The 22,887-nt window shown below is 73.5% G+C and carries 23 protein-coding genes; 10 read left to right on the plus strand and 13 right to left on the minus strand.

Translation table 11 applies throughout. The features are described from left to right. The 4 genes from HN013_RS29500 to HN013_RS29515 all read right to left on the minus strand — a co-directional run. On the minus strand, nucleotides 1-955 hold a 955-nt coding region (locus HN013_RS29500), incomplete at its 3' end, for a glycosyltransferase family 2 protein (RefSeq protein WP_171171636.1). Then, nucleotides 952-1,815, minus strand: coding sequence for a glycosyltransferase family 2 protein (locus HN013_RS29505; RefSeq protein ID WP_171171639.1), 864 nt, complete (start codon nucleotides 1,813-1,815; stop codon nucleotides 952-954). The genes HN013_RS29505 and HN013_RS29500, both read right to left, overlap by 4 nt. A gap of 414 nt (nucleotides 1,816-2,229) precedes the next feature. Beyond that, nucleotides 2,230-3,324 carry a GNAT family N-acetyltransferase gene (locus HN013_RS29510; RefSeq protein WP_171171641.1) on the minus strand — a complete coding sequence of 365 codons (1,095 nt, stop codon included), beginning with the start codon at nucleotides 3,322-3,324 and terminating at the stop codon, nucleotides 2,230-2,232. Nucleotide 3,325: 1 nt separating this feature from the next. Next, on the minus strand, nucleotides 3,326-3,817 hold the full coding sequence (locus HN013_RS29515; protein WP_171171643.1) for a hypothetical protein: 492 nt from the start codon (nucleotides 3,815-3,817) through the stop codon (nucleotides 3,326-3,328). A gap of 382 nt (nucleotides 3,818-4,199) precedes the next feature. Between HN013_RS29515 and HN013_RS29520 the strand changes: the two genes are divergently transcribed. Together HN013_RS29520 and HN013_RS29525 are read left to right on the plus strand one after the other, a co-directional pair. Next, complete coding sequence (locus HN013_RS29520; RefSeq protein ID WP_171171644.1) at nucleotides 4,200-5,000, plus strand: SGNH/GDSL hydrolase family protein; 801 nt, start codon at nucleotides 4,200-4,202, stop codon at nucleotides 4,998-5,000. Nucleotides 5,001-5,267: 267 nt separating this feature from the next. Further along, nucleotides 5,268-5,534 carry a hypothetical protein gene (locus tag HN013_RS29525; RefSeq protein WP_171171646.1) on the plus strand — a complete coding sequence of 89 codons (267 nt, stop codon included), beginning with the start codon at nucleotides 5,268-5,270 and terminating at the stop codon, nucleotides 5,532-5,534. Between the two features lie 122 nt (nucleotides 5,535-5,656). Here the strand turns inward: HN013_RS29525 and HN013_RS29530 are convergent, their stop codons facing one another. Both HN013_RS29530 and hmgA read right to left on the minus strand, forming a co-directional pair. Continuing rightward, complete coding sequence (locus HN013_RS29530; RefSeq protein ID WP_171171648.1) at nucleotides 5,657-6,406, minus strand: GntR family transcriptional regulator; 750 nt, start codon at nucleotides 6,404-6,406, stop codon at nucleotides 5,657-5,659. A 42-nt stretch (nucleotides 6,407-6,448) separates the two neighbouring features. Next, nucleotides 6,449-7,783, minus strand: a complete 1,335-nt coding sequence (gene hmgA / locus HN013_RS29535) for a homogentisate 1,2-dioxygenase (RefSeq protein WP_171171650.1) — start codon at nucleotides 7,781-7,783, stop codon at nucleotides 6,449-6,451. A gap of 217 nt (nucleotides 7,784-8,000) precedes the next feature. On the opposite strand from hmgA, the gene HN013_RS29540 reads away from it, so the two are divergent. Together HN013_RS29540 and HN013_RS29545 are read left to right on the plus strand one after the other, a co-directional pair. Beyond that, nucleotides 8,001-9,419: an aldehyde dehydrogenase family protein gene (locus HN013_RS29540; RefSeq protein WP_171171651.1), complete on the plus strand. Its 1,419-nt coding sequence runs from the start codon at nucleotides 8,001-8,003 to the stop codon at nucleotides 9,417-9,419. Between the two features lie 141 nt (nucleotides 9,420-9,560). Then, nucleotides 9,561-10,643 carry a Zn-dependent alcohol dehydrogenase gene (locus HN013_RS29545; protein WP_171171653.1) on the plus strand — a complete coding sequence of 361 codons (1,083 nt, stop codon included), beginning with the start codon at nucleotides 9,561-9,563 and terminating at the stop codon, nucleotides 10,641-10,643. Nucleotides 10,644-10,672: 29 nt separating this feature from the next. On the opposite strand, the gene HN013_RS29550 is transcribed toward HN013_RS29545, so the two are convergent. Continuing rightward, nucleotides 10,673-11,230 (minus strand): DUF2165 domain-containing protein, encoded by a 558-nt coding sequence (locus HN013_RS29550; protein WP_171171655.1) that lies wholly within the window; start codon nucleotides 11,228-11,230, stop codon nucleotides 10,673-10,675. 177 nt (nucleotides 11,231-11,407) lie between these two features. On the opposite strand from HN013_RS29550, the gene HN013_RS29555 reads away from it, so the two are divergent. Together HN013_RS29555 and soxR are read left to right on the plus strand one after the other, a co-directional pair. Next, the gene (locus HN013_RS29555; RefSeq protein ID WP_171171656.1) at nucleotides 11,408-12,040 is read left to right on the plus strand and encodes a TetR/AcrR family transcriptional regulator; all 633 of its coding nucleotides are present in this window, start codon (nucleotides 11,408-11,410) and stop codon (nucleotides 12,038-12,040) included. Between the two features lie 15 nt (nucleotides 12,041-12,055). Further along, nucleotides 12,056-12,502 (plus strand): redox-sensitive transcriptional activator SoxR, encoded by a 447-nt coding sequence (gene soxR / locus HN013_RS29560; protein WP_171171658.1) that lies wholly within the window; start codon nucleotides 12,056-12,058, stop codon nucleotides 12,500-12,502. A 174-nt stretch (nucleotides 12,503-12,676) separates the two neighbouring features. Here soxR and HN013_RS29565 read toward each other — a convergent pair whose 3' ends face one another. Both HN013_RS29565 and HN013_RS29570 read right to left on the minus strand, forming a co-directional pair. Continuing rightward, entirely contained in the window at nucleotides 12,677-13,288 is a 612-nt protein-coding gene (locus HN013_RS29565; protein ID WP_171171660.1) for a hypothetical protein, read from the minus strand. Nucleotides 13,289-13,419: 131 nt separating this feature from the next. After that, the gene (locus HN013_RS29570; RefSeq protein ID WP_171171661.1) at nucleotides 13,420-14,748 is read right to left on the minus strand and encodes a serine-threonine protein kinase; all 1,329 of its coding nucleotides are present in this window, start codon (nucleotides 14,746-14,748) and stop codon (nucleotides 13,420-13,422) included. Between the two features lie 316 nt (nucleotides 14,749-15,064). Here HN013_RS29570 and HN013_RS29575 point away from each other — a divergent pair, with 316 nt between their 5' ends. Next, nucleotides 15,065-15,673: a TetR/AcrR family transcriptional regulator gene (locus HN013_RS29575; RefSeq protein WP_171171663.1), complete on the plus strand. Its 609-nt coding sequence runs from the start codon at nucleotides 15,065-15,067 to the stop codon at nucleotides 15,671-15,673. A gap of 89 nt (nucleotides 15,674-15,762) precedes the next feature. On the opposite strand, the gene HN013_RS29580 is transcribed toward HN013_RS29575, so the two are convergent. Together HN013_RS29580 and HN013_RS29585 are read right to left on the minus strand one after the other, a co-directional pair. Beyond that, a complete protein-coding gene (locus HN013_RS29580; RefSeq protein ID WP_249375579.1) occupies nucleotides 15,763-16,683 on the minus strand; it encodes an MBL fold metallo-hydrolase in 921 nt (306 codons plus the stop codon). A 184-nt stretch (nucleotides 16,684-16,867) separates the two neighbouring features. Continuing rightward, nucleotides 16,868-17,302, minus strand: a complete 435-nt coding sequence (locus tag HN013_RS29585; protein ID WP_171171666.1) for a MarR family winged helix-turn-helix transcriptional regulator — start codon at nucleotides 17,300-17,302, stop codon at nucleotides 16,868-16,870. A gap of 141 nt (nucleotides 17,303-17,443) precedes the next feature. Between HN013_RS29585 and HN013_RS29590 the strand changes: the two genes are divergently transcribed. Together HN013_RS29590 and HN013_RS29595 are read left to right on the plus strand one after the other, a co-directional pair. After that, nucleotides 17,444-18,940, plus strand: a complete 1,497-nt coding sequence (locus HN013_RS29590; protein ID WP_171171668.1) for an MFS transporter — start codon at nucleotides 17,444-17,446, stop codon at nucleotides 18,938-18,940. A gap of 49 nt (nucleotides 18,941-18,989) precedes the next feature. After that, on the plus strand, nucleotides 18,990-19,910 hold the full coding sequence (locus HN013_RS29595; protein WP_171171670.1) for an NADP-dependent oxidoreductase: 921 nt from the start codon (nucleotides 18,990-18,992) through the stop codon (nucleotides 19,908-19,910). 211 nt (nucleotides 19,911-20,121) lie between these two features. Here HN013_RS29595 and HN013_RS29600 read toward each other — a convergent pair whose 3' ends face one another. Both HN013_RS29600 and HN013_RS29605 read right to left on the minus strand, forming a co-directional pair. Continuing rightward, the gene (locus tag HN013_RS29600; RefSeq protein ID WP_171171672.1) at nucleotides 20,122-20,655 is read right to left on the minus strand and encodes an NUDIX domain-containing protein; all 534 of its coding nucleotides are present in this window, start codon (nucleotides 20,653-20,655) and stop codon (nucleotides 20,122-20,124) included. Between the two features lie 34 nt (nucleotides 20,656-20,689). Then, complete coding sequence (locus tag HN013_RS29605) at nucleotides 20,690-21,571, minus strand: DMT family transporter (RefSeq protein ID WP_171171674.1); 882 nt, start codon at nucleotides 21,569-21,571, stop codon at nucleotides 20,690-20,692. A 246-nt stretch (nucleotides 21,572-21,817) separates the two neighbouring features. Here HN013_RS29605 and HN013_RS29610 point away from each other — a divergent pair, with 246 nt between their 5' ends. Next, nucleotides 21,818-22,834, plus strand: a complete 1,017-nt coding sequence (locus tag HN013_RS29610) for a hypothetical protein (RefSeq protein WP_171171676.1) — start codon at nucleotides 21,818-21,820, stop codon at nucleotides 22,832-22,834. The last annotated feature ends 53 nt before the right edge of the window (nucleotides 22,835-22,887 follow it).

Here is a 22,887-nt window from a genome sequence, read left to right on the forward strand (position 1 = left end):
CCGCCGCCGCGGCCACCCCCGCGACGATGGCCGCCGCCCGCCCGGCACCCCCGGGCCGGCCGAGCAGGGCGTCGCGCAGCCCGCGCGCGACGCCCGCCGGGAGCACCCGGGTGGTGTAGCGGCGCTCGGTCGCCAGCCCGTCCCGCGCGCCGACGCTGTGCGCCACCAGCGCCTTGGACAGGCCCTCGGCGTACGCCCGGGTGCGGAAGTAGCCGAACCGTTCCCGCTCGGCGGGGACCCGGTGGTGGATCACCGCGCGGTCGTCGATCAGCAGCACCGCGCCGGGCACCGCCCGGGTCAGCCGGATGCACAGCTCGGTCTCCTCGCAGCCCAGCGGCAGCCGGTGGCCGTCGCGGCCGATGCCGGAGGCGAACCCGCCGACGGCGGTCAGCGCCGACCTGCGGAACGAGGCGTTGCCGCCGAGGACGTTGCGCACCTCCACCCGGCCGGGCGGCAGGCCGCGGTACGTGCAGCCCACCACCCAGTCGAACTCCTCGGGGAACCACGCGGGCCGGGCCCGCGAGGCCCAGGCCGGCCGGGTGCTGCCGCCGACCGCCATCACGCGCGGGTCGGCGTAGCCCGCGGCGAAGTGCAGCAGCCAGTCGCGCTCGGCCACCGCGTCGTCGTCCAGGAAGGCGATCACCTCGCCGGACGAGGCCGCGATGCCGGTGTTGCGCCCGGCGGACAGGCCGCGCGGTCCGGCGTTGGCCAGTACGCGCACCCGGCCCGCCGAGCCGCCCGGCGCCCCCAGCCCGTCGTCGCCGTAGACCTTGGCCAGCCGGCGCAGCAGCACCGGGTTGTGGTCCACCACGAGCAGCGTCTCGCGCGCCGGGTACGACTGGGCGGTCACCGAGGCCACCGCGGCGAGGATGTCGCCCCAGCGGTCCTCGGTGTAGACGCAGATGACCACCGAGACGTCCGGCGCCGTGGTCCGTTCCGCCGGTGCTGTGCTCAAGAGACTTCCCCGCGGCTCGCGGCCGGTGCGATCGCCAGCGGTGCGCGGGCCGTCCGGCTCCGCCGCCGGGAGCCCCGCTCGTGCAGGATCACCTTGAGGACCCGCAGCCCGTCGCGCACGGCCCGTAGGTTGCTGGCGCCGTGGATGCGCACGAACTCGTGGCTGGGGATCTCCTGGACCCGCAGGCCGGCCTTGACGACTCTGATGTTCATCAGGGTCTCCACCTCGAAGCCGGCGCAGTCCAGGGCGATCTCGTCCAGGATGCGCTTCCAGAAGGCGTTGTAGCCGTAGCACAGGTCCGTGTAGCGGGCGCCGAACTTGTGGTTGACGATCGAGCAGAGGACGCGGTTGCCCAGCTTGCGGATCGGCGTCATGTCGTCGGTGCCGCCCCCGTTGGCGAACCGGGAGCCCTTGGCGAAGTCCGCGCCGCCGACCAGGGCCGAGACATAGCTGACGATCTCGTTGCCGTCGGCCGAGCCGTCCGCGTCCACCATGACGATGATCTCGCCGGTGCAGGCGGCGAACCCGGTGATCAGCGCGTCGCCCTTGCCCTTGCCGCGCTGTTCGACGACCTTGACCTCCGGGCAGAGCTCCCGGGCGACCTTGACGGTGTCGTCGGTGGAGTTGCCGTCGACGAGGACCACCTCGTGGATCCAGGACGGCAGGGTCTTGAAGACGTACGGCAGGTTCTCCGCCTCGTTCATGGCGGGGATCACCACGCTCACCGGCGGTGCTATCGCGAATTGCGGCGACACCGGGCGGTACTGGGCGGGTGGTTCCGGGGGCCGGACGGACTCGCCGCCGGCGTCGGTCCCGAGGGCCTGGTCCTGACCGGCCGCCGGGCGCAGGAACGAACTCATGAGTGTGGGTTTCCCTCTCGTCCGGAGGACCGCCCGCCCCCGAGCGGTCCCATGGTGTATCCGGTTCGAAAAGGGGGTCTCACCCCGTCCCACGCGGTGTAACCACCATGTGGTCAAGGTGAGTTGGCGAATAGCACAGGCCGCGCGGCACGCGACTCGACACGGATCTGCCCGGCCGAGCGCGGCACCCCCTGCCGCGCCCCGCCCCGGATCCATCGCGGCGACTGGAGCCCCTCCCCGGAGCCGCATGAACTGATGGACCGATGCGGGTAGATGTACGACGGTATTGAAGCTTGAGACTGTATGGCAAGAGGTGAGTTGGAGCCTCCTCCTTTGGTGTCCTTTGTTCCTGACGCGCCGTCCGCTGTGCGAACGCACACCCGGAGCGCACCGGCGCATTTCGCCCGCCGCGCCTCAGACTCCCCGGCGAAGCCGTCCCACCTGCTTGAGCAGCCGGTCGGCGGGTTCGAAGAGTTGAGGGCGCGCGACCACGGTGTTGCGCAGCGCGCGCACCGGCGCACGCCGGGCTTTGTGCCCCATCGCGATCGGGTGACGTCTCATCACCCACCCTTCCGACACGCTGAGTTCACGTGTTTTCAGGGAGTCCTTGTACGCCTTGCCGCCCCGCCCGAGATCCAGATGGGCCAGCCCCGCGGCGGCGGCTCCCTCCGCCATCCGCACATGCAGCACCAGACCGGGCGAGTACTTCGCGAACCTCGGGTCGTAGGCCGGGAACCAGCACGCCAACACCGTCCGCGACCGCAGCCCGAAGTGCGCCGCGACCGGCTGCCCACCCGCGTAGAGCACGGACAGCAGACCGCCGCACGCCTCCGCGCGGGTGTGGAAGAGCTGCTCGACGAGGCGCGAGATCCAGGGGCGCGCGAAGCGGTCGCTGCGCCCTGTTCTTCGGTACTGCGCCGACTTCCAGCCGATGAGCGTGCGCAGCACGGCCGGGTCGCGCTCGTCGTGCACGTACCGCACCCCGCCCGCGTCGCGGCCGAGCCGGCGCTCCTTGGCGAGCGTGGTGCGGGTGAACTTGGGCGACTGCTTGCGCAGCGCCGCGAGATACGAGTCGAAGCCCTGCTCGACGTCGATGACCGGGGAGGGGAAGGCGCCCGACGCCCCCTCCTCGAAGGGTTTCTGACCCTCCACCAGGTGGTCGAACTCCCACAGCGAGAGACCGCAGGCGTACAGCAACTCCCGGGCGTCCCACTGGAATCCGGGCCGGTGCACCAGCCCCTGGGCATCGGAGACGCCCAGCCCGATCGCCCTCCCCACCCCCAACGACGTGCGCTGGTAGGGGAAGAACGCGGCGGGCGCGCCCTCCTCCCGGACCACGGCGATCCGTGTGCCGCGCCGGCAGCGGCCCACCGCCAGCGCGAACTCCGGTGCCAGGAAAGGGTTTCCGAGCTGCGGAGAACCGTCCTCCACCGCCCGTGCCTGCATGGCCGACCACGCCGCCCGGTCGGCCGCGGTGAGTTCACCCGGGCGGTGCACGCTGACGTCCACGTCAGGTCGCCCGGTCGCCCGTGCCGCGGCCCCGGTGGCGCCAGGCGTGCGCCAGCAGGAAGAGCAGCAGGCTGACCGCCGCGACCGCGGCCACGCCGCCGCGCACCGTCCAGGTGTGCAGCGCGAGCATGGTCTGCGCGATCAGCAGGTCGACCGCGATCGCCCCGCCGCCCGCCACCACGGCGCGGCTGAGCGGGTCGAGGCCGCGCAGCGCCGCGGCGATGCCGCAGGCCGGCGCCACGATCAGGAAGAAGAGGGTGAAGGGTGCCCGCAGCGGCGAGCCGATGTCCAGGAGCGCCAGCGTGGCACCCGTTCCCGCCATGGCGGCGGCCACACCGGCGACGACGGGGAGGGAGTCCGCGGCCGGATGCCCTCTCCCGGGGCGCCCGGGTGGTCCCGAGGCGGACGGGTCACCGGGCGCGGCGCGGCCGGTGGTGTCGGCTGTGCGGAGATCACTGTCATCGAGACCGATGGGATCGCTGAAGCTCTGCATTGGCGACTTAGCCCCCCGAAGCGCCGGATGCCGGGCTTCAATGTCGCGCAACGGGCGAAGGCCGTCAAGATGTGAAGGGCGTGCGAACAGGCATCGGGGAGAGCGCACCGGCCACAAGCGGAGCCTTTCCGTCTGGTGAACGTCCGGCGAATCCGCGGGGCCGTCAACCGGCAGTCGAGGGACGGCCGTTCGGGTAATTCCCCGGATTCATGTTGACCCGTCCGGGCGGTTGTGCGCGGCGTCCGACGCGCCCGGGGTCCCGCATCCTTCACCAAATGGCCATCCCGGTAAGGGATCATCGCAAGTTTTGTCATGGACACTTCCGACAGTCCGGGGTCGCTGCTACCACAGGGGTGGCAGAGAACCCTGCTAGGGAGGTTCCATGAAACTGCACCGCATCACGGGTGCCGCATCGGCCGTGGCCCTCGCCCTGACCCTCGCTCTCGGCGGCACCGGCGCCGCCCAGGCGGCACCGGAGGCGGCTCCGTCCTACGTCGCCCTGGGCGACTCGTACTCGTCCGGCGTGGGCGCCGGCTCGTACCAGTCCTCCAGCGGCGACTGCAAACGCAGCAACAAGGCGTACCCGGCCCTGTGGTCGGCCGCGCACAGACCCGCGTCGTTCGCCTTCACCGCCTGTTCCGGCGCCCGCACCGGCGACGTCCTCGCCAAGCAGCTGAGCCCGCTCACCCCCACGACGGGCCTCGTCAGCATCAGCGTCGGCGGCAACGACGCCGGCTTCGGAGACGCCATGACGACCTGTGTGACCGGCTCCGACAGCACCTGTCTGAACCGGATCGCCCAGGCGAGCACGTTCATCCGCAACGAGCTGCCCGCCAAGCTGGACGGCGTCTACTCCGCCATCAGCACCAGATCGCCCAAGGCCCGCGTCGTCGTGCTCGGCTATCCCCGCTTCTACAGGCTGGGGGGCGTCTGCGTCGGGCTGAGCGACACCAAGAGGAAGGCCATCAACAACGCCGCCGACCTGCTCGACACGGTCATCGCCAAGCGGGCCGCCGACCACGGCTTCGCCTTCGGCGACGTCAACACCACCTTCGCCGGTCATGAGCTGTGCTCGGGCAGCGCGTGGCTGCACAGTGTGACCCTGCCCGTCGACGAGTCCTACCACCCCACCGCGGGCGGGCAGTCCGGCGGCTACCTCCCGGTCTTCTCCTCGGCGGCCTGAGCCGCGGCCGCCGCCCGGCCCCGGGACCCCGGAGCCGGGCGGTGGCGGGGAGCGAAAACGGGGTGAACCTACCGGAACGGAGAGTGATGTCCCCCTGCCCCGACCCCATCTGGCGGACCGTCGGACGGCCGCTGTGCGACAGGTTCACGCCAGGATCGTCAACCCCCTTGACGGGGTGGTGAATCCGTTCGCGGATGCGCGGGTGACGCGATGGGGCGATAGGGTTACTCTGCCTTGGCCGGGTGCCTCGTACGGGTGGGGAGTCTCATGGACCAGATAACAATGCGCAGCAGGCCGCGTGTGCCTGCCATCGATTACGGGAGCGGCGCCTCCGGCGCCCGCCTCGAACGCCACCTCGCGGTGCTGAGCGGCCCCGCCGTCCCGCAGCGCGAGACCGAGGGCGCGACCCTGCTGATGCGCGAGCTGACCTCGCGCGACCACACGCGGGCGGCCGGATCCAGCCGGACGGCGCGGGTTTCCCTCTTCGCGCCCCTCCGCCGGCTCCGCCGGTCGTTGTTCGGCAGCCGCCCCTGAGCGTTTTCCCCGGCGTTCCCCGCCCCGCACCCGCCACACCGGCCCCCGCTTCCGCCCCGCTCCACCGAGCAGGCACCGGCGCGCACCGGCCGCGACCGCGCCGACGGCACCGTTGACACGGTTCAGTGCGCCTCGACCGTGACCGTGAAGGAGAAGCGGTCGCCGCGGTAGTGGATGCGCGCGACGTCCACCACCCGGCCGCTCTCGTCGTAGGTGACGCCCGTGTAGTGGAGGATCGGGCTGAGGAGCGGCACCTGGAGCAGCCCGGCCGTCTCCGGGTCCGCCAGCCGCGCCTCCACCGTGTCCGTGATCCGGCTGATGCGTATGCCGAGGGCTTCGCGCAGCACCTTGGTCATCGGCCAGCGGGTCAGGTCCCCGAGGTCGATCCGGCCGGCCAGTTCCGGGTGGACCAGGTTCTCCGCCCAGTTCACCGGTTCGTCCGTCTCCCCGTCCCGGCGCAGCCGCCGGAAGGCCACCGCCTCCGTCAGCCCCGGGAAGTGCTCGGCCACCTCGCCGGGGACCGGCACCGGGCCGTGGCCGAGTACGGTGGTCCGCTCGCCCGACTGCTGGGCGACGATCGCGTCCACCGAGCCGAGCAGCCGCACGGGAGAGCCCCGCCGGGCGCTCGGCTCGATGAAGGTACCGCGCCGCCGGTGGCGGCTGATGAGCCCCTCCTCCTCCAGCTCCTTGAGCGCCTGCCGCATGGTCAGCACGCTCACCCCGTAGTGCGCGGCGAGCGAGTCCTCGGTGGGCAGCCGCAGCGGGTCGTCCGGACGGCGGCCGAGTATCGAGGCGCGCAGGGACTGCGACACCTGGTACCAGAGCGGCAGTTTGCGGTTGAGCGCGAGGGAGTCGGGGGCGAAGGTGGTCACGGTGGCTCCGGCTCTACGGCGGTTCGGGGGCGGTGGCGACGCTCAGGGGCGGTAGTGGCGCTCCAGACCTTGCCACACGTCGTCGTACCCCGACTGGAGATGTCCGGCGTTCGCTGCCTGGCCGGTCAGCGTCACCGGCCAGCGGGTCTCGAACATGAAGGCCAGCCCGTCGTCCACCTTGTGCGGCTTCAGCTCCGCCGCACTGGCTCTGTCGAAGGTCTCCCGGTCCGGCCCGTGCGCCGACATCATGTTGTGCAACGAGCCGCCGCCCGCCACGAAACCGCCCTCCCCGGCCGTCTTGGCGTCGTACGCCCCCTCGATCAGGCCCATGTACTCGCTCATCACATTGCGGTGGAAGTACGGCGGCCGGAAGGTGTCCTCGCCCACCAGCCAGCGCGGCGCGAAGACCACGAAGTCCACCCCGGCCAGCCCGGGGGTGTCCGACGGCGAGGTGAGCACCGTGAAGATCGACGGGTCGGGGTGGTCGTAGCTGATCGACCCGATGACGTTGAACCGGCGCAGGTCGTAGACGTACGGGACGAGGTTGCCGTGCCAGGCGACGACGTCGAGCGGCGAGTGGTCGTACACCGCCTCCCAGAGGTTGCCGCAGAACTTGTTGACCACCCGCACCGGGCCCTCGACGTCCTCGTAGGCGGCGACCGGGGTGAGGAAGTCCCGCGCGTTCGCCAGCCCGTTGGCGCCGATCGGGCCCAGGTCGGGCAGGGTGAACGGCTGCCCGTAGTTCTCGCAGACGTAGCCGCGCGCGGCCGCGTCCAGCAGCTCGACGCGGAACCGCACCCCGCGCGGGATCAGCGCCACATGGCCGGGCTCGGCGCGCAGCAGGCCGAACTCGGTGCGCAGCAGCAGCCCGCCGTGCTCGGGGACGATCAGCAGCTCGCCGTCGGCGTCGCTGAACACGCGGTCCGTCATGGAGGTGTCGGCCGCGTAGAGATGGATGGCCATGCCGGTGCGCTGCGTGACGTCGCCGTTGCCGCCCAGGGTCCACAGCCCGTCGAGGAAGTCGGTGCCCGCGGCGGGGGCGGGCAGCGGGTTCCAGCGGAGCCGGTTGGGGTCGGGGACGGTCTCGGTGAACGGGGCGCCGCGCAGGCCGCCGTTGTCGATCCGGGTGAACGGGGGGTGGGCGGCCGACGGCCGGACGCGGTACAGCCACGACCGGCGGTTGTGGTGCCGCGGCTCGGTGAAGGCGGTGCCGCTCAGCTGCTCCGCGTAGAGGCCGAGGGGCGCCCGCTGGGGCGAGTTGCGCCCGTGCGGCAGGGCGCCGGGAACGGCCTCGCTGCTGTGCTCGTTGCCGAAGCCCGAGACGTACAGCAGCCCTTCGGCCGTCCTGCGCGCCTGCTCGTTGTCCGTGCCGGTCATCGTGTGCTCCCACTGCCGGAGGAATCCTCTGCATGACCGTAGGATTGAGGCACCCCATGCGTCAATGGACCTTGACCTCCGTGTTTCCTCGCGGCACCGCCGGATCCGGAGGGGTAGTGGAAGTGACCGGATGGGCCCTTGGTGCGGGCGGAGGCGGCGGTTAGGTTGGGCCCGGACGAGGGCCGCCGCGCCCACCGCGACCGCGAGGAGACGACCTGTGACCGCGCATGACGGGATGTTCATCGACGGAGGCTGGCGACCCGCCCGGGGAGCCGGCCGGACCGAAGTGGTGAACCCCGCGACCGAACAGGTCATCGCGACCGTCCCGGCCGGCACCGCCGAGGACGTCGACGACGCCGTCCGGGCCGCCCGCGCCGCCCTGCCCGGCTGGGCCGCGACCCCGCCCGCCCGGCGCGGTGAACTCCTCACCGCCCTGAGCGACGCCCTCGCCGCCCGGCACGAGGAGATCGCCACCACCATCACCGCCGAACTCGGCTCGCCCATCGGCTTCGCCCGGCGCGTCCAGGCCGGACTGCCGGTCGCGGTCGCCCGCTCGTACGCCGACCTCGCCGCCTCCCACCGCTTCGAGGAGCGGATCGGCACCTCGACGGTCCTCCACGAGCCGGCCGGCGTCGTCGGGGCGATCACGCCCTGGAACTACCCGCTCCACCAGGTCGTCGCCAAGGTCGCGCCCGCGCTCGCCGCCGGCTGCACCGTCGTCCTCAAGCCCGCCGAGAACACCCCGCTCACCGCCCGGATCTTCGCCGAGTGCACGGCCGCCGCGGGCCTGCCCGCCGGGGTGTTCAACCTCGTCACCGGACTCGGCCCGGAGGCCGGACAGGCCCTGGCCGAGCACCCCGGCGTCGACCTCGTCTCGTTCACAGGATCCACCGCCGTCGGCCGCCGGATCGGCGCCGTCGCGGGCGGCGCGGTCAAGCGCGTCGCCCTCGAACTCGGCGGAAAGTCGGCCAACGTCATCCTCCCCGGCGCCGACCTCGACCGGGCCGTCCGCGCCAACGTCGCCGACGTCGTCCGCAACGCCGGACAGTCCTGCAACGCCCTCACCCGCACCCTGGTCCACACTGACCACTACGACGAGGCCGTGGCCCTCGCCGCCGAGGCGGCCGCCGAGTTCGCGCCCGGCGACCCGACGGACCCGGACTGCCGCCTCGGCCCGGTCGTCAGCGCCCGGCAGCGGGACCGGGTGCGCGAGCTCATCCGCAAGGGCGCCGCGGAGGGCGCCCGCGTCGTCACCGGCGGCGCCGAGCCGCCCGAGGGCCTGGACAAGGGGTACTACGTGCGGCCCACCGTCCTCGCCGACGTCACCCCCGGGATGACCGTCGCCCGGGAGGAGATCTTCGGCCCGGTCCTGTCCTTCCTGCGATACGGGGACACCGACGAGGCGCTGCGCCTCGCCAACGACAGCGACTACGGCCTCTCGGGCGCCGTATGGGCGGCCGACCAGGACGAGGCCGTGGCCTTCGCCCGCCGGATGGAGTGCGGCCGGGTCGACATCAACGGCGGCGACTTCAACATCATGGCGCCCTTCGGCGGGTACAAGCAGTCGGGCGTGGGACGGGAGCTGGGCGTGCACGGGCTCCAGGAGTACCTGCAGACCAAGTCGCTCCAGCTGTAGGGGCGGCCGGCCCCCGCGGGCCCGGGCGGGCGCGGTCCGGCCCTTGAGCCGCGTTCCCCGCACGCCCGCCCACCGTCCCCGGCGCGACCCGGGCCGGCCCCCGCACGTCCCGCCCGCGCGCCCTATCGAGAGGTGACCTCCGTGACCCGCGCCGCCGTCCTGACCGCCGTCGGAGCCCCGCTCCGCGTCGCCGAGATCGACCTCCCGGACCCCGGCCCCGGGCAGGTCCGGGTCCGGGTCGCCGCCGCCGGGGTGTGCCATTCCGACCTGTCCCTCGCGAACGGGACGCTGCGCCAGCCCGTCCCGGCCGTGCTCGGACACGAGGGCTCCGGCACGGTCACCGCCGTCGGCGAGGGCGTCACACACGTCGCGCCGGGGGACCACGTCGTCCTCAACTGGGCGCCCGCCTGCGGCGGTTGCCACTACTGCGGACTCGACGAGCCCTGGCTGTGCGCCAGCGGCCTGGCGGTCCCCGCGTCCCCGTACGCCACGCTGGGCACCGACGGCACACCCCTCCACCCGGGGCTGGGCACCGCCGTCTTCGCCGAGGAGACGGTCGTCCGGGCCGCCGCCGTCCTGCCGCTGCCCCCGGGCGTACCGCTGGCGGAGGCGGCGCTGCTCGGCTGCGCCGTGCTCACCGGCTACGGCGCGGTGCACCACAGCGCCCGGGTGCGGCCGGGGGAGTCGGTGGTGGTCGTGGGCATCGGCGGGGTGGGGCTCGCCACCGTGCGCTCCGCGTGCGTCGCGGGCGCGGAGCGGGTGATCGCCGTGGACGTCTCCCCGGAGAAGGAGGAACTGGCCCGCGCCTGCGGTGCCACCGACTTCGTACCCGCCGGGGACGACACGGTCCGCCGCGTCCGCGAGCTGACCGGCGGCCACGGCGCCGACGTGGCCGTGGAGTGCGCGGGCCGGGCCGAGGCCATCCGCACCGCCTGGTCGGCCACCCGCCGCGGCGGCCGCACCACCGTCGTGGGCGTCGGCGGCAAGGAGCAACTGGTGACCTTCTCCGCCCTGGAGCTCTTCCACTCCGGCCGGACGCTCGCCGGCTGCGTCTACGGCAACACCGACCCGGCCCGTGACCTGCCGGTCGTCGCCGGGCATGTGCGCGAGGGCAGGTTCGACCTGTCCGCCCTGGTGACCCGGCGGATCGGCCTCGACGACATCCCCGACGCGTTCGCGGCCATGCTCGCCGGGCGCGGCGGGCGGTCCCTGGTGGTCTTCTGAGACCCCGGGCGCACCGCCCCGGCGCCGCGTCAGCCCAGGGGCCCGTCGTCCCGGAGCCCGGGCAGGTGGACGACGAGCAGGACGAGCCCGGCCAGCAGGACGTTGCGCTCGGCGGCGGGCACCCCGTTCCAGCGCGAGGACTGCCACATGGCGAACCACTCGCCCCCGACGGCCAGGAACCCCACGCCGAACAGCAGCAGGAACAGCACCAGCCCCAGCGTGGTGGCGCGCCGGGCCGGGCCGAAGCCGCCGTCCCGCAGCCCGCGCGCCCAGCGGGCCGTCGCCAGCGCCAGGACCGCGGCCGTCAGCGCCTCCCAGACGATGATCAGGACGTAGACCGTGTCCTGGAGGCCGCGGGAGGTGACCGCCCGCCACATCAGGTCGTCGTCGCCGAACGTCGTGTCCATCGCCAGGACGTGCCGGACGAACTCCCGGTTGGTCCCGAAATCCGTGACGTTGCCGAAGACGACGAACAGCGTGAGGAGCGCCACCGCGCCGGTCAGGACCGTCGCCGCCAGCGGCAGCCCGTCCCGCCGCGTCCAGGTCCCCCGCCGCCGTCCCGCCGTCCGTCCCCACCTTCCGGCCATGCCGCCCTCCCGCCCCCGGACCGTCCGCCCCCCGAGGGCAGCATGCCCGCGCCCGGCGCCCTGTACGCGGCCCGAACTCCCGCTCAGCAGCGGGGTAAGGTGTCGTTCCCGTCGGGCGGGGGACGGGGGCCGGGGGCCCGGGACGACGTGGAGAGAGCCGGGAAGGGGAGGGGCGGCATGGACGAGGGGGCCGGACGGACCGGGGAGTGGGCGGACGTCACGCCCGATGCGGCCCGGCGGCTGCTGACGGCCGCCGTCCAGGCGTTCGCCGAGCGCGGCTACCACGCCACCACCACCCGGGACATCGCCGGCCGCGCCGGGATGAGCCCGGCCGCCCTCTACATCCACTACCGCACCAAGGAAGACCTCCTCTACCGCATCAGCGGGGTGGGCCACCGGCTCGCGCTCGACATCCTCAGCCGGGCCCGCGACGGCGGCGGCACCCCGGCCGAGCGGCTGGGCGACGCCGTACGGACCTTCGTGCGCTGGCACGCCGAGCACCACACCACCGCGCGGGTGGTCCAGTACGAGCTGGGGGCGCTCGCCGAGGACCACCACGCCGAGATCGTCGGCATGCGCCGGGAGACCGACGCCGCGGTCCGGGCCATCGTCGAGGACGGCGTCGCCGCGGGCGACTTCCACGTCGACGACGTCCGCGGCACCAGCCTCGCCGTGCTCTCCCTCTGCATCGACGTCGCCCGCTGGTTCCGCGACGACGGCAAGCGCACCCCGGAGGAGGTCGGCGAGCTGTACGCGGGGCTGGCGCTGCGCATGGTCGGCCACGGACCCGTCGTGGACCCGGACGGGTGACGTAGGCTCCGAAGGGTGCCACAGATACCCAAGAGCCTGTGCGAGCTCACCGTCGGACAGCTGGCGGCCCGCAGCGGCGCCGCCGTGTCGGCCCTGCACTTCTACGAGGCCAAAGGGCTCATCCGCAGCCGCCGCACCTCCGGCAACCAACGCCGGTTCGACCGCGACATGCTGCGCCGCGTGGCCTTCATCCGCGCCGCGCAGCGGGTGGGCATCCCGCTGGCCACGATCCGCGAGGCGCTGGCCCAGCTGCCCGAGGAGCGCACCCCCACCCAGGAGGACTGGGCCCGGCTGTCGGAGGCGTGGCGCGGAGAGCTCGACGAGCGGATCAAGCGGCTGGAGCGGCTGCGGGACCGGCTCGACGGGTGCATCGGGTGCGGGTGCCTCTCCCTCGACCGGTGCGCGCTGTCGAACCCGGACGACCGGTTCGGGGACCTGGGCAGCGGGTCGCTGCTGGGCTAGGGCTTGGCCCGAAGCGCGCTGCGCGCGCTGTCCTCAATCGCCGGACGGGCTGAATAGCCCGTCCGGCGATTGAGGACGCGCGCCGCAGGCGCGCTCACCGGGGGCGCGGGGCCCCCCGCAGAAACGGTGAAAGGGCGGGACCGGGGCCAGGCACCCCCGCCCCTCCGCCCCGCCTCACGCCACCGCGTACCGCGGGGCGAAGGCGTACCGCCGCGCGGCGGTCAGCGCCGCGGGCGTGAGGACGGCGACCGGTACGACGATGCCGCAGTCGGTGCACACCGGCCCCTCCAGGGGGTAACGCTCCAGTCCCGTCCGCCACTCGATGCGCTCCTGTGCGCAGACCGGGCAGCAGTCCCCGGGCGCGGACTCCATCGCGGTGATCACCCGGCGCAGCACGTCCGCCAGCCGGGCCCGCGGCTGGAGGTCGGGCGACGCGCAGGGGACGATGTCACACCCGCCCCAGGTGTTGCGGTGCCAGTCGTCCACCGCGGTGGGCTGGCGGATGCCGTCGTGCTTCTCGCGGCGACGGCGGCCGGCGAACTCCACCTCGTAGGCCAGCCACACCTCCCGGGCCTCCTCCAGCTCCTCCAGCGCCCGGATCAGCCGCTCGGGATCGGGGGCCCGGTCGTCGGGGGCCAGGCCCGCCCGGGCGCACAGATGGTGCCAGGTGGCCCGGTGACCGTACGGGGCGAAGCGTTCGAGGCACTTGCGCAGGGACGTCCGTCGCAGAGCGATGGTGTTTCCCGGATTGCGTACCTCTCGTGCGAGAGCTCTGAAACCTGCCACTGCATCCCACCTCCGGCGAAGCGGACTCGGACGGCCGACGAAGGCCCACGCGGAGGCGAAGGCCGACACGGTAGGGACGTACCGCGACGCGATTCGGATCCCTCCGGCGCGCCGCGGTGCGGTCCCGTCCGCTAGCGCATGCCCCGTCCGGCGAGAAGGACGACACGTGCGAGCTCTTCGTGGCAGATGTCGCTGTGGGCTCCGGAGGGCGGGCCGCCGGCCCGGACGACCGCCGCGGCGTCGACGTTCACGCAGCCGTCGGCCGGCAGACCGCCCGTCAGGGCCTCGGCCAGGGTGAGGGCGGAGCTGCCCGGAACCTCGCGGACGCCGCCGTGGCCCAGGGCGCCCCACCGGGTCAGGTCGACCCCCAGCAGCGAGTCCGCGTCCCCCGCGAGCCGGGACGCGAGGGGGTAGAGCGTGCCGAGGGCCGTGTCATGCCGCGAGTGACAGTTGACCAGCGGTCCGTCCAGCCGGTCCTGCATACCGTGCAGGACGCCGCCCCGGCGGGGCGCGAACGGCAGCCGGGGCGCGAAGGCGTAGTGGGAGAAGGCGCCCTGGAGCAGGGTCAGGGAGCGGACCCGGACGCCGTCCGGCAGCCCGCCCAGGGCGAACGAGACCAGCCGGGCGCCGAAGCTGTGGCCCACGAGGTGGATCCGCAGGCCGGGGGAGCCATGGAGGAGGTCCCCGGCCACCGGGCCGAGCCCCTGCCGCCCGACGACACCGGCCCGGCGCTTCATCTCCCAGTACGTGCCCTGGCGCAGCAGCTCGATCGCGCCGCGCCACACCCGTCGCAGCGCCCCGCCGAAGAGGCCGGGGGCGGGGGCTCCGGTGGACTCCAGCGCGGCGGCGAAGAGGTCGCAGACCTCCACCGCGCTCTCGGTGAACATGACCGGGACCGTCGGCTCGGACTCGGTGTCCCGGACCCAGACGTCGTCGGCGGCCCCGCCGCCGTTGCGGTCCGCCTCCCTCGGCCGCGGGCTGACCAGGGTGCGGACGAGGCCGGTGAACTCCTCCAGCCGGGCCCGGTCCTCCGGCTGCCGCTCGGCCAGCTCCGCCAGCCTGCCGATCACCGCCTCCCGGCCGGGGAAGGCGAGGACCAGGGCCTCACGGGTGCCGGGCGGCAGCCCGCGCGGGCCCTCGGCGGACCACAGGCCGGGCAGGGCGGCGACGGGCTCGTCCGTGAAGCGCAGGGACGGCCAGATCACCCCGGTGTACCCCAGGCGCGGCGGCTCCCCCTGGTTTGTGACGGCGGCGAGGGCCGCGGGGAAGAGGGCGAAGAAGGTGCGGTAGAGACCGGTGGCCGTGGCGCGGGTGTTGTTCCAGCCGTGCACGAAGATGACCAGGTCGGTGAGGCTTTCGTCCGGGACGCCCTGGAGTAGGGCGTCCCGCTCGCGCTGTTCGACGCGTCCGTCCTTGCCGAAGGTCAGTTCCCAGTACGGCTGCACACTCATGCCCGCCATGGCGCCCCCTGTGCCGGTCCGGTGTGCGCGCATGATCCTGCCGTCAAGAGGGTCTGTCCAGCCTTCTTGCGCCGGTTCCATCTTCTGTGAGTGGCATGTCGGGTTTTCGTGCTATGGGCTGGCGTGCGGATGCGCAGAGGGCTTCCCCGCCGCGTCCCGAGGGCGTTCCCGGCGCGTCCGGCGGGGCAGGCGGAAGGCCCAACTCCCGTTCCGGGTGGGGGTCCTGCCGGGGACGCTCGAACGTATGAGTGGCAAGATCCTTCGAGGGGAGCCGCGTTGACCTGACGCGGCACCGCAGTTGAAGAGGGTGGGGAACATGAGGAGAGCGGGGACGTACGGGTCGTCCGGGTGCAGCAGCAGGCCGGTGCCGCAGAGATTGCTGGCCGCCGCCACCCGGCTCTTCGCGGACCAGGGCTACGACCGGACCTCCGTGCAGGAGATCGTCGAGGCGGCCGGGGTCACCAAGGGAGCGCTGTACCACTACTTCGGGTCCAAGGACGACCTGCTGCATGAGATCTACGCCCGTGTCCTGCGCCACCAGCAGGAACGGCTGGACGCGGTGGCGGGCCGGGACGCGCCGGTGGAGCAGCGGCTGCGGGACGCGGCGGCGGACGTCGCGGTGACCACCATCGAGAACCTGGACGACACGAAGATCTTCTTCCGGTCGATGCACCAGCTCGGTCCTGAGCAGTACCGGCAGGTGCGGGCCGAACGGCGGCGCTACCACGAGGGATTCCGGGCCCTCATCGAGGAGGGGCAGCGGGCGGGTGTGTTCAACACGGCCACCCCCGCCGACCTGGTCGTGGACTACCACTTCGGCTCGCTGCACCACCTCAGCAGCTGGTACCGGCCGGACGGGCCGATGACGCCCCAGCAGGTCGGCGATCACCTCGCCGACCTGCTGCTGCGGGCCCTGCGCCCGTAGCGCGACCGCCGCCGGGCGCGGCCGGGACCCTTGGGGGAGGGGCCCGGCCGTCGGGGGAGGGGCCCGGCCGCCGAGGGAGCCCGGCCGCGCTACGCGTGGCAGGTCAGCGGCTTGCCGCCGTTCATCGTGGCCATGTCGCCCAGCACCACCGGCAGATCCAGCGGCGCTCCCGGCGCCGCCCCGTCCAGTTCCGCGTAGGCGCGGTGCAGATTGGCCACCAGCCGCTCGCTCTCGGGCAGCGCCGCGAACTCGCCGAGGTCCGCCTCACGGGCCGCCTCCAGGGGCGTCCGCCCCGCCGCGTGCGCCGTGCGCGCCAGCTCGCCGACGAACCGGAGGTAGCTCTCCACCCGGTCGTACGCCCCGGGGTCGGTCACCTCGCCGTGCCCGGGCACGACGATCTCCGCGTCCAGCGCCCGCAGCGTCTCCAGCGCCTGCAGCGAGCCGCTGAGCGAGCCGAACAGGACGAACGGCGTGCCCCCGTTGAAGACCAGGTCGCCCGTGAACACCACGCGCTGCCGCGGCAGCCAGACGATGGTGTCGCCCACGGTGTGCGAGGGCCCGGGGTGGATCAGCCGTACCTCCGTGTCGCCCAGGTGCAGCGTGAGCTCGTCGGTGTAGGTGAGGGCCGCCGGGGTGATCCGTACATCGCCGTACTCCACCCATGGCCAGATGGCGTGCAGCTGCGGGCCCACGGCCAGGGCCTGCTCCCGGCAGCCGGCGTGCCCGATGATCGTCGCGCCGGGGGCGAAGACGCAGTTGCCGTAGGTGTGGTCGCCGTGGTGGTGGGTGTTGACGACGAGGGACGGCGCCGGTGCGCCGCTCGCCGCGACGGCGTCGCGCAGCAGCTCCGCGCGGCGGACGGTCGCCGCGGTGTCGATCAGCAGGGTCCGGTCGCCGTCGGTGACGAAGCCCGCGTTGTTGAGGCACCAGCCCCCGTCGGGCTGGACGTAGGCGCTCACGCCGGGCACGAGCGGCACGGTGTAGGGGGCGGGGACGGCGTCCGGGCCCATGGGGGGCTCCGACGCCCCTCGGGGGCCGGATGTCCCGCGGGGGCCGGACGCCTCTCGGGGGCCGGACAGGGGGGTGCTGGTGCTCGACATCGGTGCGCCTCTCCTCACGGTCCGCGCCGGGTGCGTGGGACCGGACCGGCCGTCAGAATACGGACGGGGCGCGGCATATGGGGAGGGGCCGTGGTCAGCCGCGGTGCTCCAGGCCGGTGCGCAGCCGCTCCAGCAGGCCGTGGAGGACGGCGCGCTCGTCGGCGTCGAGGGAGTCGAGGGCGTGGTGCGTGGCCCGCATCTCCTCCCTGACCCGGCGGATGGTCTCCCGGCCCTCGTCGGTGGCCACCACGTTCTTCACCCGGCGGTCGGAGGGGTCCGGCTCCCGGCGCACCAGGCCGCGGGCCTCCAGCCGGTCCACGATGCCGGTGACGTTGGAGGCGTCGCAGACCAGCAGGGTGGCCAGGCCGCGCATCGGAACCGGCCCCTTGAGCCGGCCGAGCAGCTTGGCCTGGACGCCGGTGAGGCCGTGCCGGGCGGCGGAGGCCGAGAAGTCCTGCCACTGGGCGGTGCCGAGCGCCGCCACCAGCTCCAGGAGCTCGGACTTGCTGGGGGAGGTCGGGGCGGTCATGGAAACCAGTCTACTCAAGAGGTTGATGGCCTAAAGCATTAACTTGACGACCTCAAGTATCGGAGCCTACCGTTGCCCGGTTGCTTGACGACCTCAAGCATCAACGTCGTGAAGCAAAGCAACGGAGGGACCTCACCGCCCATGACCACCTCAGCGCCCGCCACCCAGGCCCGGCAACGGAGCGAGACGGTCATCGTCTTCGCCCTGAGCCTGGCCGCCATGGTGGTCTCGATGATGCAGACGCTGGTCGTGCCGATCCTCGGCCTCATCCAGAGCGACCTGGAGACCACCCCGGCCAACGTCAGCTGGGTCACCACCGCCACCCTGCTCTCCGCCGCCGTCTTCACCCCGCTGCTCGGCCGCTTCGGTGACCAGCACGGCAAGAAGAAGACGCTCGTCGGCGTGCTCGTCGTCATGGTCGCCGGGTCCGTCCTGGCCGCCGTGACCCACTCCCTGCTCTGGCTGATCGTCGGCCGGGTGCTCCAGGGCGCCGCCACCGCGATCTTCCCGCTCGCCCTCTCGGTGCTCCGCGAGGAGATCCGCCCGGCCCGGCTGCCCGGTGCCATGGCCCTGGTCAGCGGCACCCTCGCGTTCGGCAGCGGCCTCGCCCTGGTCGCCGTCGGCCTGCTCACCTCCGGCGACCACCCCGACTACCGCAGCGCCTTCTGGCTGGCCACCGGCCTCGCCGCGCTGGCCCTGATCGCCGTCGTCGTGCTCGTCCCCGCCACCCGGGAGACCACCGGCGGACGGACGGACGTGCTCGGCGCCCTGACCCTCGCCGTCACCCTCGTCCTGCTCCTGCTGGCCATCTCCCAGGGGCACGAGTGGGGCTGGTCCTCGGCCCGGACGCTCGGCTGCTTCGCCGGGGCCGTGGTGATGGCCGCCGTGTGGACGCTGGTCGAGCGCAAGGTGCGCGAGCCGCTGGTCGACATGCGGATGTTCGCCCACCGGCCGGTGCTCTTCGCCAACCTCGCCGGGCTGCTCGTCGGCTTCGGCTCCTTCGCCCTCTTCATCGGCGTCTCCTACCTCGTGCAGATGCCCTCGAAGATCGCGGACTACGGCTTCGACGCGAGCATCCTCCGGGCCTCCGTCGAGTTCCTGCTGCCGGGCACCCTGGTCTCGCTGCTCGCCGCCCCCGTCGGCGGCAAGCTGGTCCGCCACCACGGCCCGCGGCCGGTGCTGCTGCTCGCCTCGCTCGCCGGCACCCTGGGCTTCGCCTGGCTCGCCCTCGACCACGGCCACACCTTCTCCGTGATCGCCGGCGGGATGCTGGTCGGCGCCGGCATCAGCTTCGGCTACGCGGCCATGCCCGCCGTGATCGTCGGCAGCGTCCCGCCCCACCAGACGGGCATCGCCAACGGCATCAACTCGATCTCCCGCTCCACCGGCAGTGCCATCGGCAGCGCCATGGTCACCACGGTGCTGGCCTCCAAGAGCATCGAGCACCTGCCGCCGGGCCTGCCCAAGCTGCCCGCCGAGAGCCAGTTCACCCTGACCTTCGTGATCGCCGGCGTCGCGTTCCTGCTGGTCTCGCTGGTCGCCGCGCTCGGACTGCGCAAGATTCACACCCTGCGGTCCGTTGCGGTGGCGGGGGCCGCTCCGGCGGCGGACGCTGAAACCGCGGGCGCAACGCGCTGAACACGAGGACGAGACCGGACCCGCGACGACCAGACCGAGGAGCATCACCATGAAGGCTGTCAGCTACCGCGCCTACGGCGGACCGGAGGTCCTGGAGTACGGCGAGGTCCCCGAGCCCAAGGTCGGCCCGGACTCCGTGCTCATCGGGGTCAGGGCGGCGGCAGTCAACCCCGTCGACTGGAAGGCCCAGGCCGGCTACCTCGACGGGCAGCTCGACGCGGTCTTCCCCGTCGTCCCCGGCTGGGACGTCTCCGGGATCGTCGTCCGCCTCGGCGCCGACACCCCCGAGTTCCAGGTGGGCGACGAGGTCATCGGCTACGTCCGCGAGGACTTCCTCTCCCGCGGCACCTTCGCCGAGTTCGTGTCCGCCCCGGTGCGCACCCTGGCCCGCAAGCCCGTCAACCTCACCTTCGAGCAGGCGGCGGGCCTGCCCCTGGCCGGTCTCACGGCCTACCAGGCCCTGCGGGCCGCCCGGGTCGGCCCCGGCGACACCGTCCTCGTCCACGCCGCGGCGGGCGGCGTCGGCTCCCTCGCCGTCCAGCTCGCCCGGAACGTCGGGGCCCGCGTGATCGGCACCGCCAGTGAGCGCAACCACGCCTTCCTCCGCTCCCTCGGCGCCGAGCCCATCACCTACGGCGACGGCCTCGTCGACCGCTTCCGCGCCCTGGCCCCCGAGGGCGCCACCGTCGTCCTCGACCTCGTCGGCGGCGGCGTCATCCGCACCTCCTCCCTCATCACCGTCCCCGGCGCCCGCCTCGTCTCCATCGCCGATCCCGCCGTCACCGAAATGGGCGGCCGGCTCCTCTGGGTCCGCCCCGACGCGGCCGATCTGACGTCGCTGGCGCATCTGGCGGAGCGGGGGCGGCTGACGGTGGAGGTGGCGGAGGTCTTTCCGCTGGAGCGGGCTGCGGAGGCGCAGCGGCGTAGTGCGGAGGGGCATACGCGGGGGAAGCTTGTGGTGGTGCCGTAGGGGGGGGTGGTGCCCCGGGCCCGCCCTTTCACCGTTTCTTGCAGGGGCTGCGCCCCCGCACCCCCAGAGCGCGCCTGCGGCGCGCGTCCTCAATCGCCGGACGGGCTGAACAGCCCGTCCGGCGATTGAGGACAACCGCGCGGAGCGCGGGTTCAGGGGGTCCGGGTCCTCCCGGGAAACGGTGAAAGGGCGGGCCCGGGGCACAACCCCCCTACCCCCGCCACTCCCGCAACCTCCGCCACGCCTCCAACCCATCCGGCACCCACACCCACTCCGGCAACCGCCGCTCCACCTCCCCCTCGGGAAGGAAGGCGAACCACTCCACCTCCTCCACCTGAGGCCGGACCGGCACATCGCACCGCACCTCGTAGACGGCCGACCACCACCCCCCGTACTCCTCCGACCGGTAGAGGAAGCGGAACAGCGGCGTGGGCGCGGGCAGCCCGCGAACCCCCAGCTCCTCCTCCGCCTCGCGCAGCGCCGCCTCGTCGTAGGACTCGCCGGCGCCGAGGACGCCGCCCACGAACATGTCGTAGTGGGAGGGGAAGACGAGCTTCGCGGCGGTGCGGCGGTGCACGAAGAGGCGGCCGGCGGAGTCGCGCACCTGGACGAAGGTGCAGCGGTGGAGGAGCCGGCGGGCGTACACCTCGGCGCGGGGCGCCTGCCCGACGACGCGGTCGTGCGCGTCGACGACGTCCAGGATCTCGTCGGCCGACAGGGTCCGGTGCTCGGTGGGATCCGTCATGGCTCCAGTGAAGCGGGTCGGTGCCGGATGCGGATCAGTGCGGCTGGAGATCGCGCACCTCGGGCTCGGCGAGCCCGGACGGCATCGCGGGATGCCGTCCGATGAGGACGATGCCGATCACGATCGCGGCGACCCCGGCGGCCTCCCAGGCCAGCGCCCCGGGCGTGGTCCGCAGCTGGTCGCCGAGGAATCCGACCCCGCAGGCGATCCCGGCGAGCGGCTGGGCGGCGGTGAGGGCCGGGAGGGACATCCGCAGCGGGGCGGTCTCGAAGGCGCTCTGCACCAGGACCAGGCCCGTGAGCCCGAGGGCCAGCACCACGTAGGGCTGCCAGCTGATCACGAGCGTCGACCAGCCGCCCTGCGACCAGCGTTCGCCGCTGACCCGGGTGAGCGCGTCCTGGAGCCCGTACAACAGGCCGGCGGCCACGGCGAGCGTCGCGGCCTCGGCGCTCATCCGCAGCCGCTTGGAGACGGCCGCCAGGACCAGCGCGCCGCCGATCACCAGCCCGACGATCAGCCAGTGCCGCAGCGGATCGGTCACCGAGTCGCCGCCTTTGGGGCGGCCGGCCACGATGAAGGCGGTCACGCCGCCGGCCAGCAGCCAGAGGCCGCCCCAGCCGCTCCAGCCCAGCGGCTGCTTGGTCTGCCGGCGCGAGAGGGCCATGGCGAACAGCAGGTTCGTCGCGAGCAGCGGCTCGACCAGCGACACCTCGCCGCCGCCCAGGGCCACCGCGCCGAGCCCCATGCCGCAGATCATCAGCCCGATCCCCGCCAGCCAGCGCGGCATCCGTACCAGGTCCAGCAGCAGCCGGAAGGAGAGGAAGTCGCTCATGGGGGCCCGCTGTGCCGCGTTCTGCTGCAGAACGAACCCGACACCGAGGCAGAAAGCCGCGCTCAGGGCGAAGGCGAAGACCATACGTCACGCACCTCAAGACCGGCCGCTCGTCGGGGAATTACCCGGAAGACGATAGCCACGGCATTGACGTTGTGAGGTCCGAGTACCCCGCTTTCGGACGTTCATCCAGACCGTTACACCGGTGACTGCACCGGCCTTGACGGGGGGCTGTGACTAACGCTTTGCTGTCCGTGATCAACATTGCAGGTCGGCGGGCACCCGGTCCGGGCTCCCGCACGGGACGCACGCCGCGGAGGACGCTCGACGATGACCCCTCCACCCCCCTTGGGCCGCTCTCGGCTGGGGGGCGGGCCGACCTTCGACTCCGCACTCGACGACACCGAGCTGGTCACCGTCCGTGATGAGCTGGCCAGAGGGCGCTGGTCCGAGGCCCGCCGGCTCCTCGCGGAGACCGGTGACGACTGGGACCTGCGCGGCCACCGCCTCATCGCCCTCGCCGAAGTGCCCGCCGCCTCCGCCTGGGGACGCGAGTGGCAGCTCGCCGAGCCCGACAGCGCCGACGCCGCCGCCCTGCTCGCCTGCGCCGCCGTCCAGCGCGTCGTACGACGCGGGGGCGACGCGGAGCACGCCCGCGGCCTGTGCCGGACCGCCGCCCGGATGGTGCCCCGCGACCCCACGCCCTGGCTGGGCCTGCTCGTCCTGGCGCACGCGGGGGCGACCGGGGACGAGCCCGCCCGCTGCTTCGACCAGGTGCGCGCCCGGCACCCCGAGCACCACCACGCCCACCATCTGATGGCGGCCAGCCTGGCCCGCCACAAGGCCGACCACGACGACCCCCTGCACGAGGTCTACGACTTCGCCGCCTGGGCCGCGGAACAGGCACCCGCCGACTCCGCCCTGGCCGTGCTCCCCGTGGTCGCGCACGCCGAGCGCTTCCGAGCCCTGGCCCGGTCCGGGGCCCTGCCGCGCGACCCGGCCGCCTCAGGGCACTGGACCAGCCGCCGGGCCCGCCAGGTCCTGAAGGCGGCCTTCGACTGGTGGCTGGAGTGGGACACCGACGACACCGACGACGCCGCGGACAAGGAGGACGCCCCCGCGGCCCCCGGTGTCCCCGCCGGCACCGGCGGCCCCCTGCACCCCCGGCGCAAGGTCGACCTCAACTACCTCGCGCACGCCAAGCTGCACGAGGGCCGGCTGGCCGAGGCGGCCGCCCTCCTGATCCGGATCGGCCCGCACGTCACCCGGGAGCCCTGGTCGTACCCCGACCGCGACCCCAAATCCGCCTACCGCGCCGCCCGCCGCGCCGCCCTGGGCTCCCGGTGAGCCCGGGGAACCGGCCGGACGCACAGCGGCCGGACCCGGCACGAGCGTCACAG

The organism is Streptomyces sp. I05A-00742 (genome assembly GCF_013055795.1).
Lineage (GTDB): Bacteria > Actinomycetota > Actinomycetes > Streptomycetales > Streptomycetaceae > Streptomyces.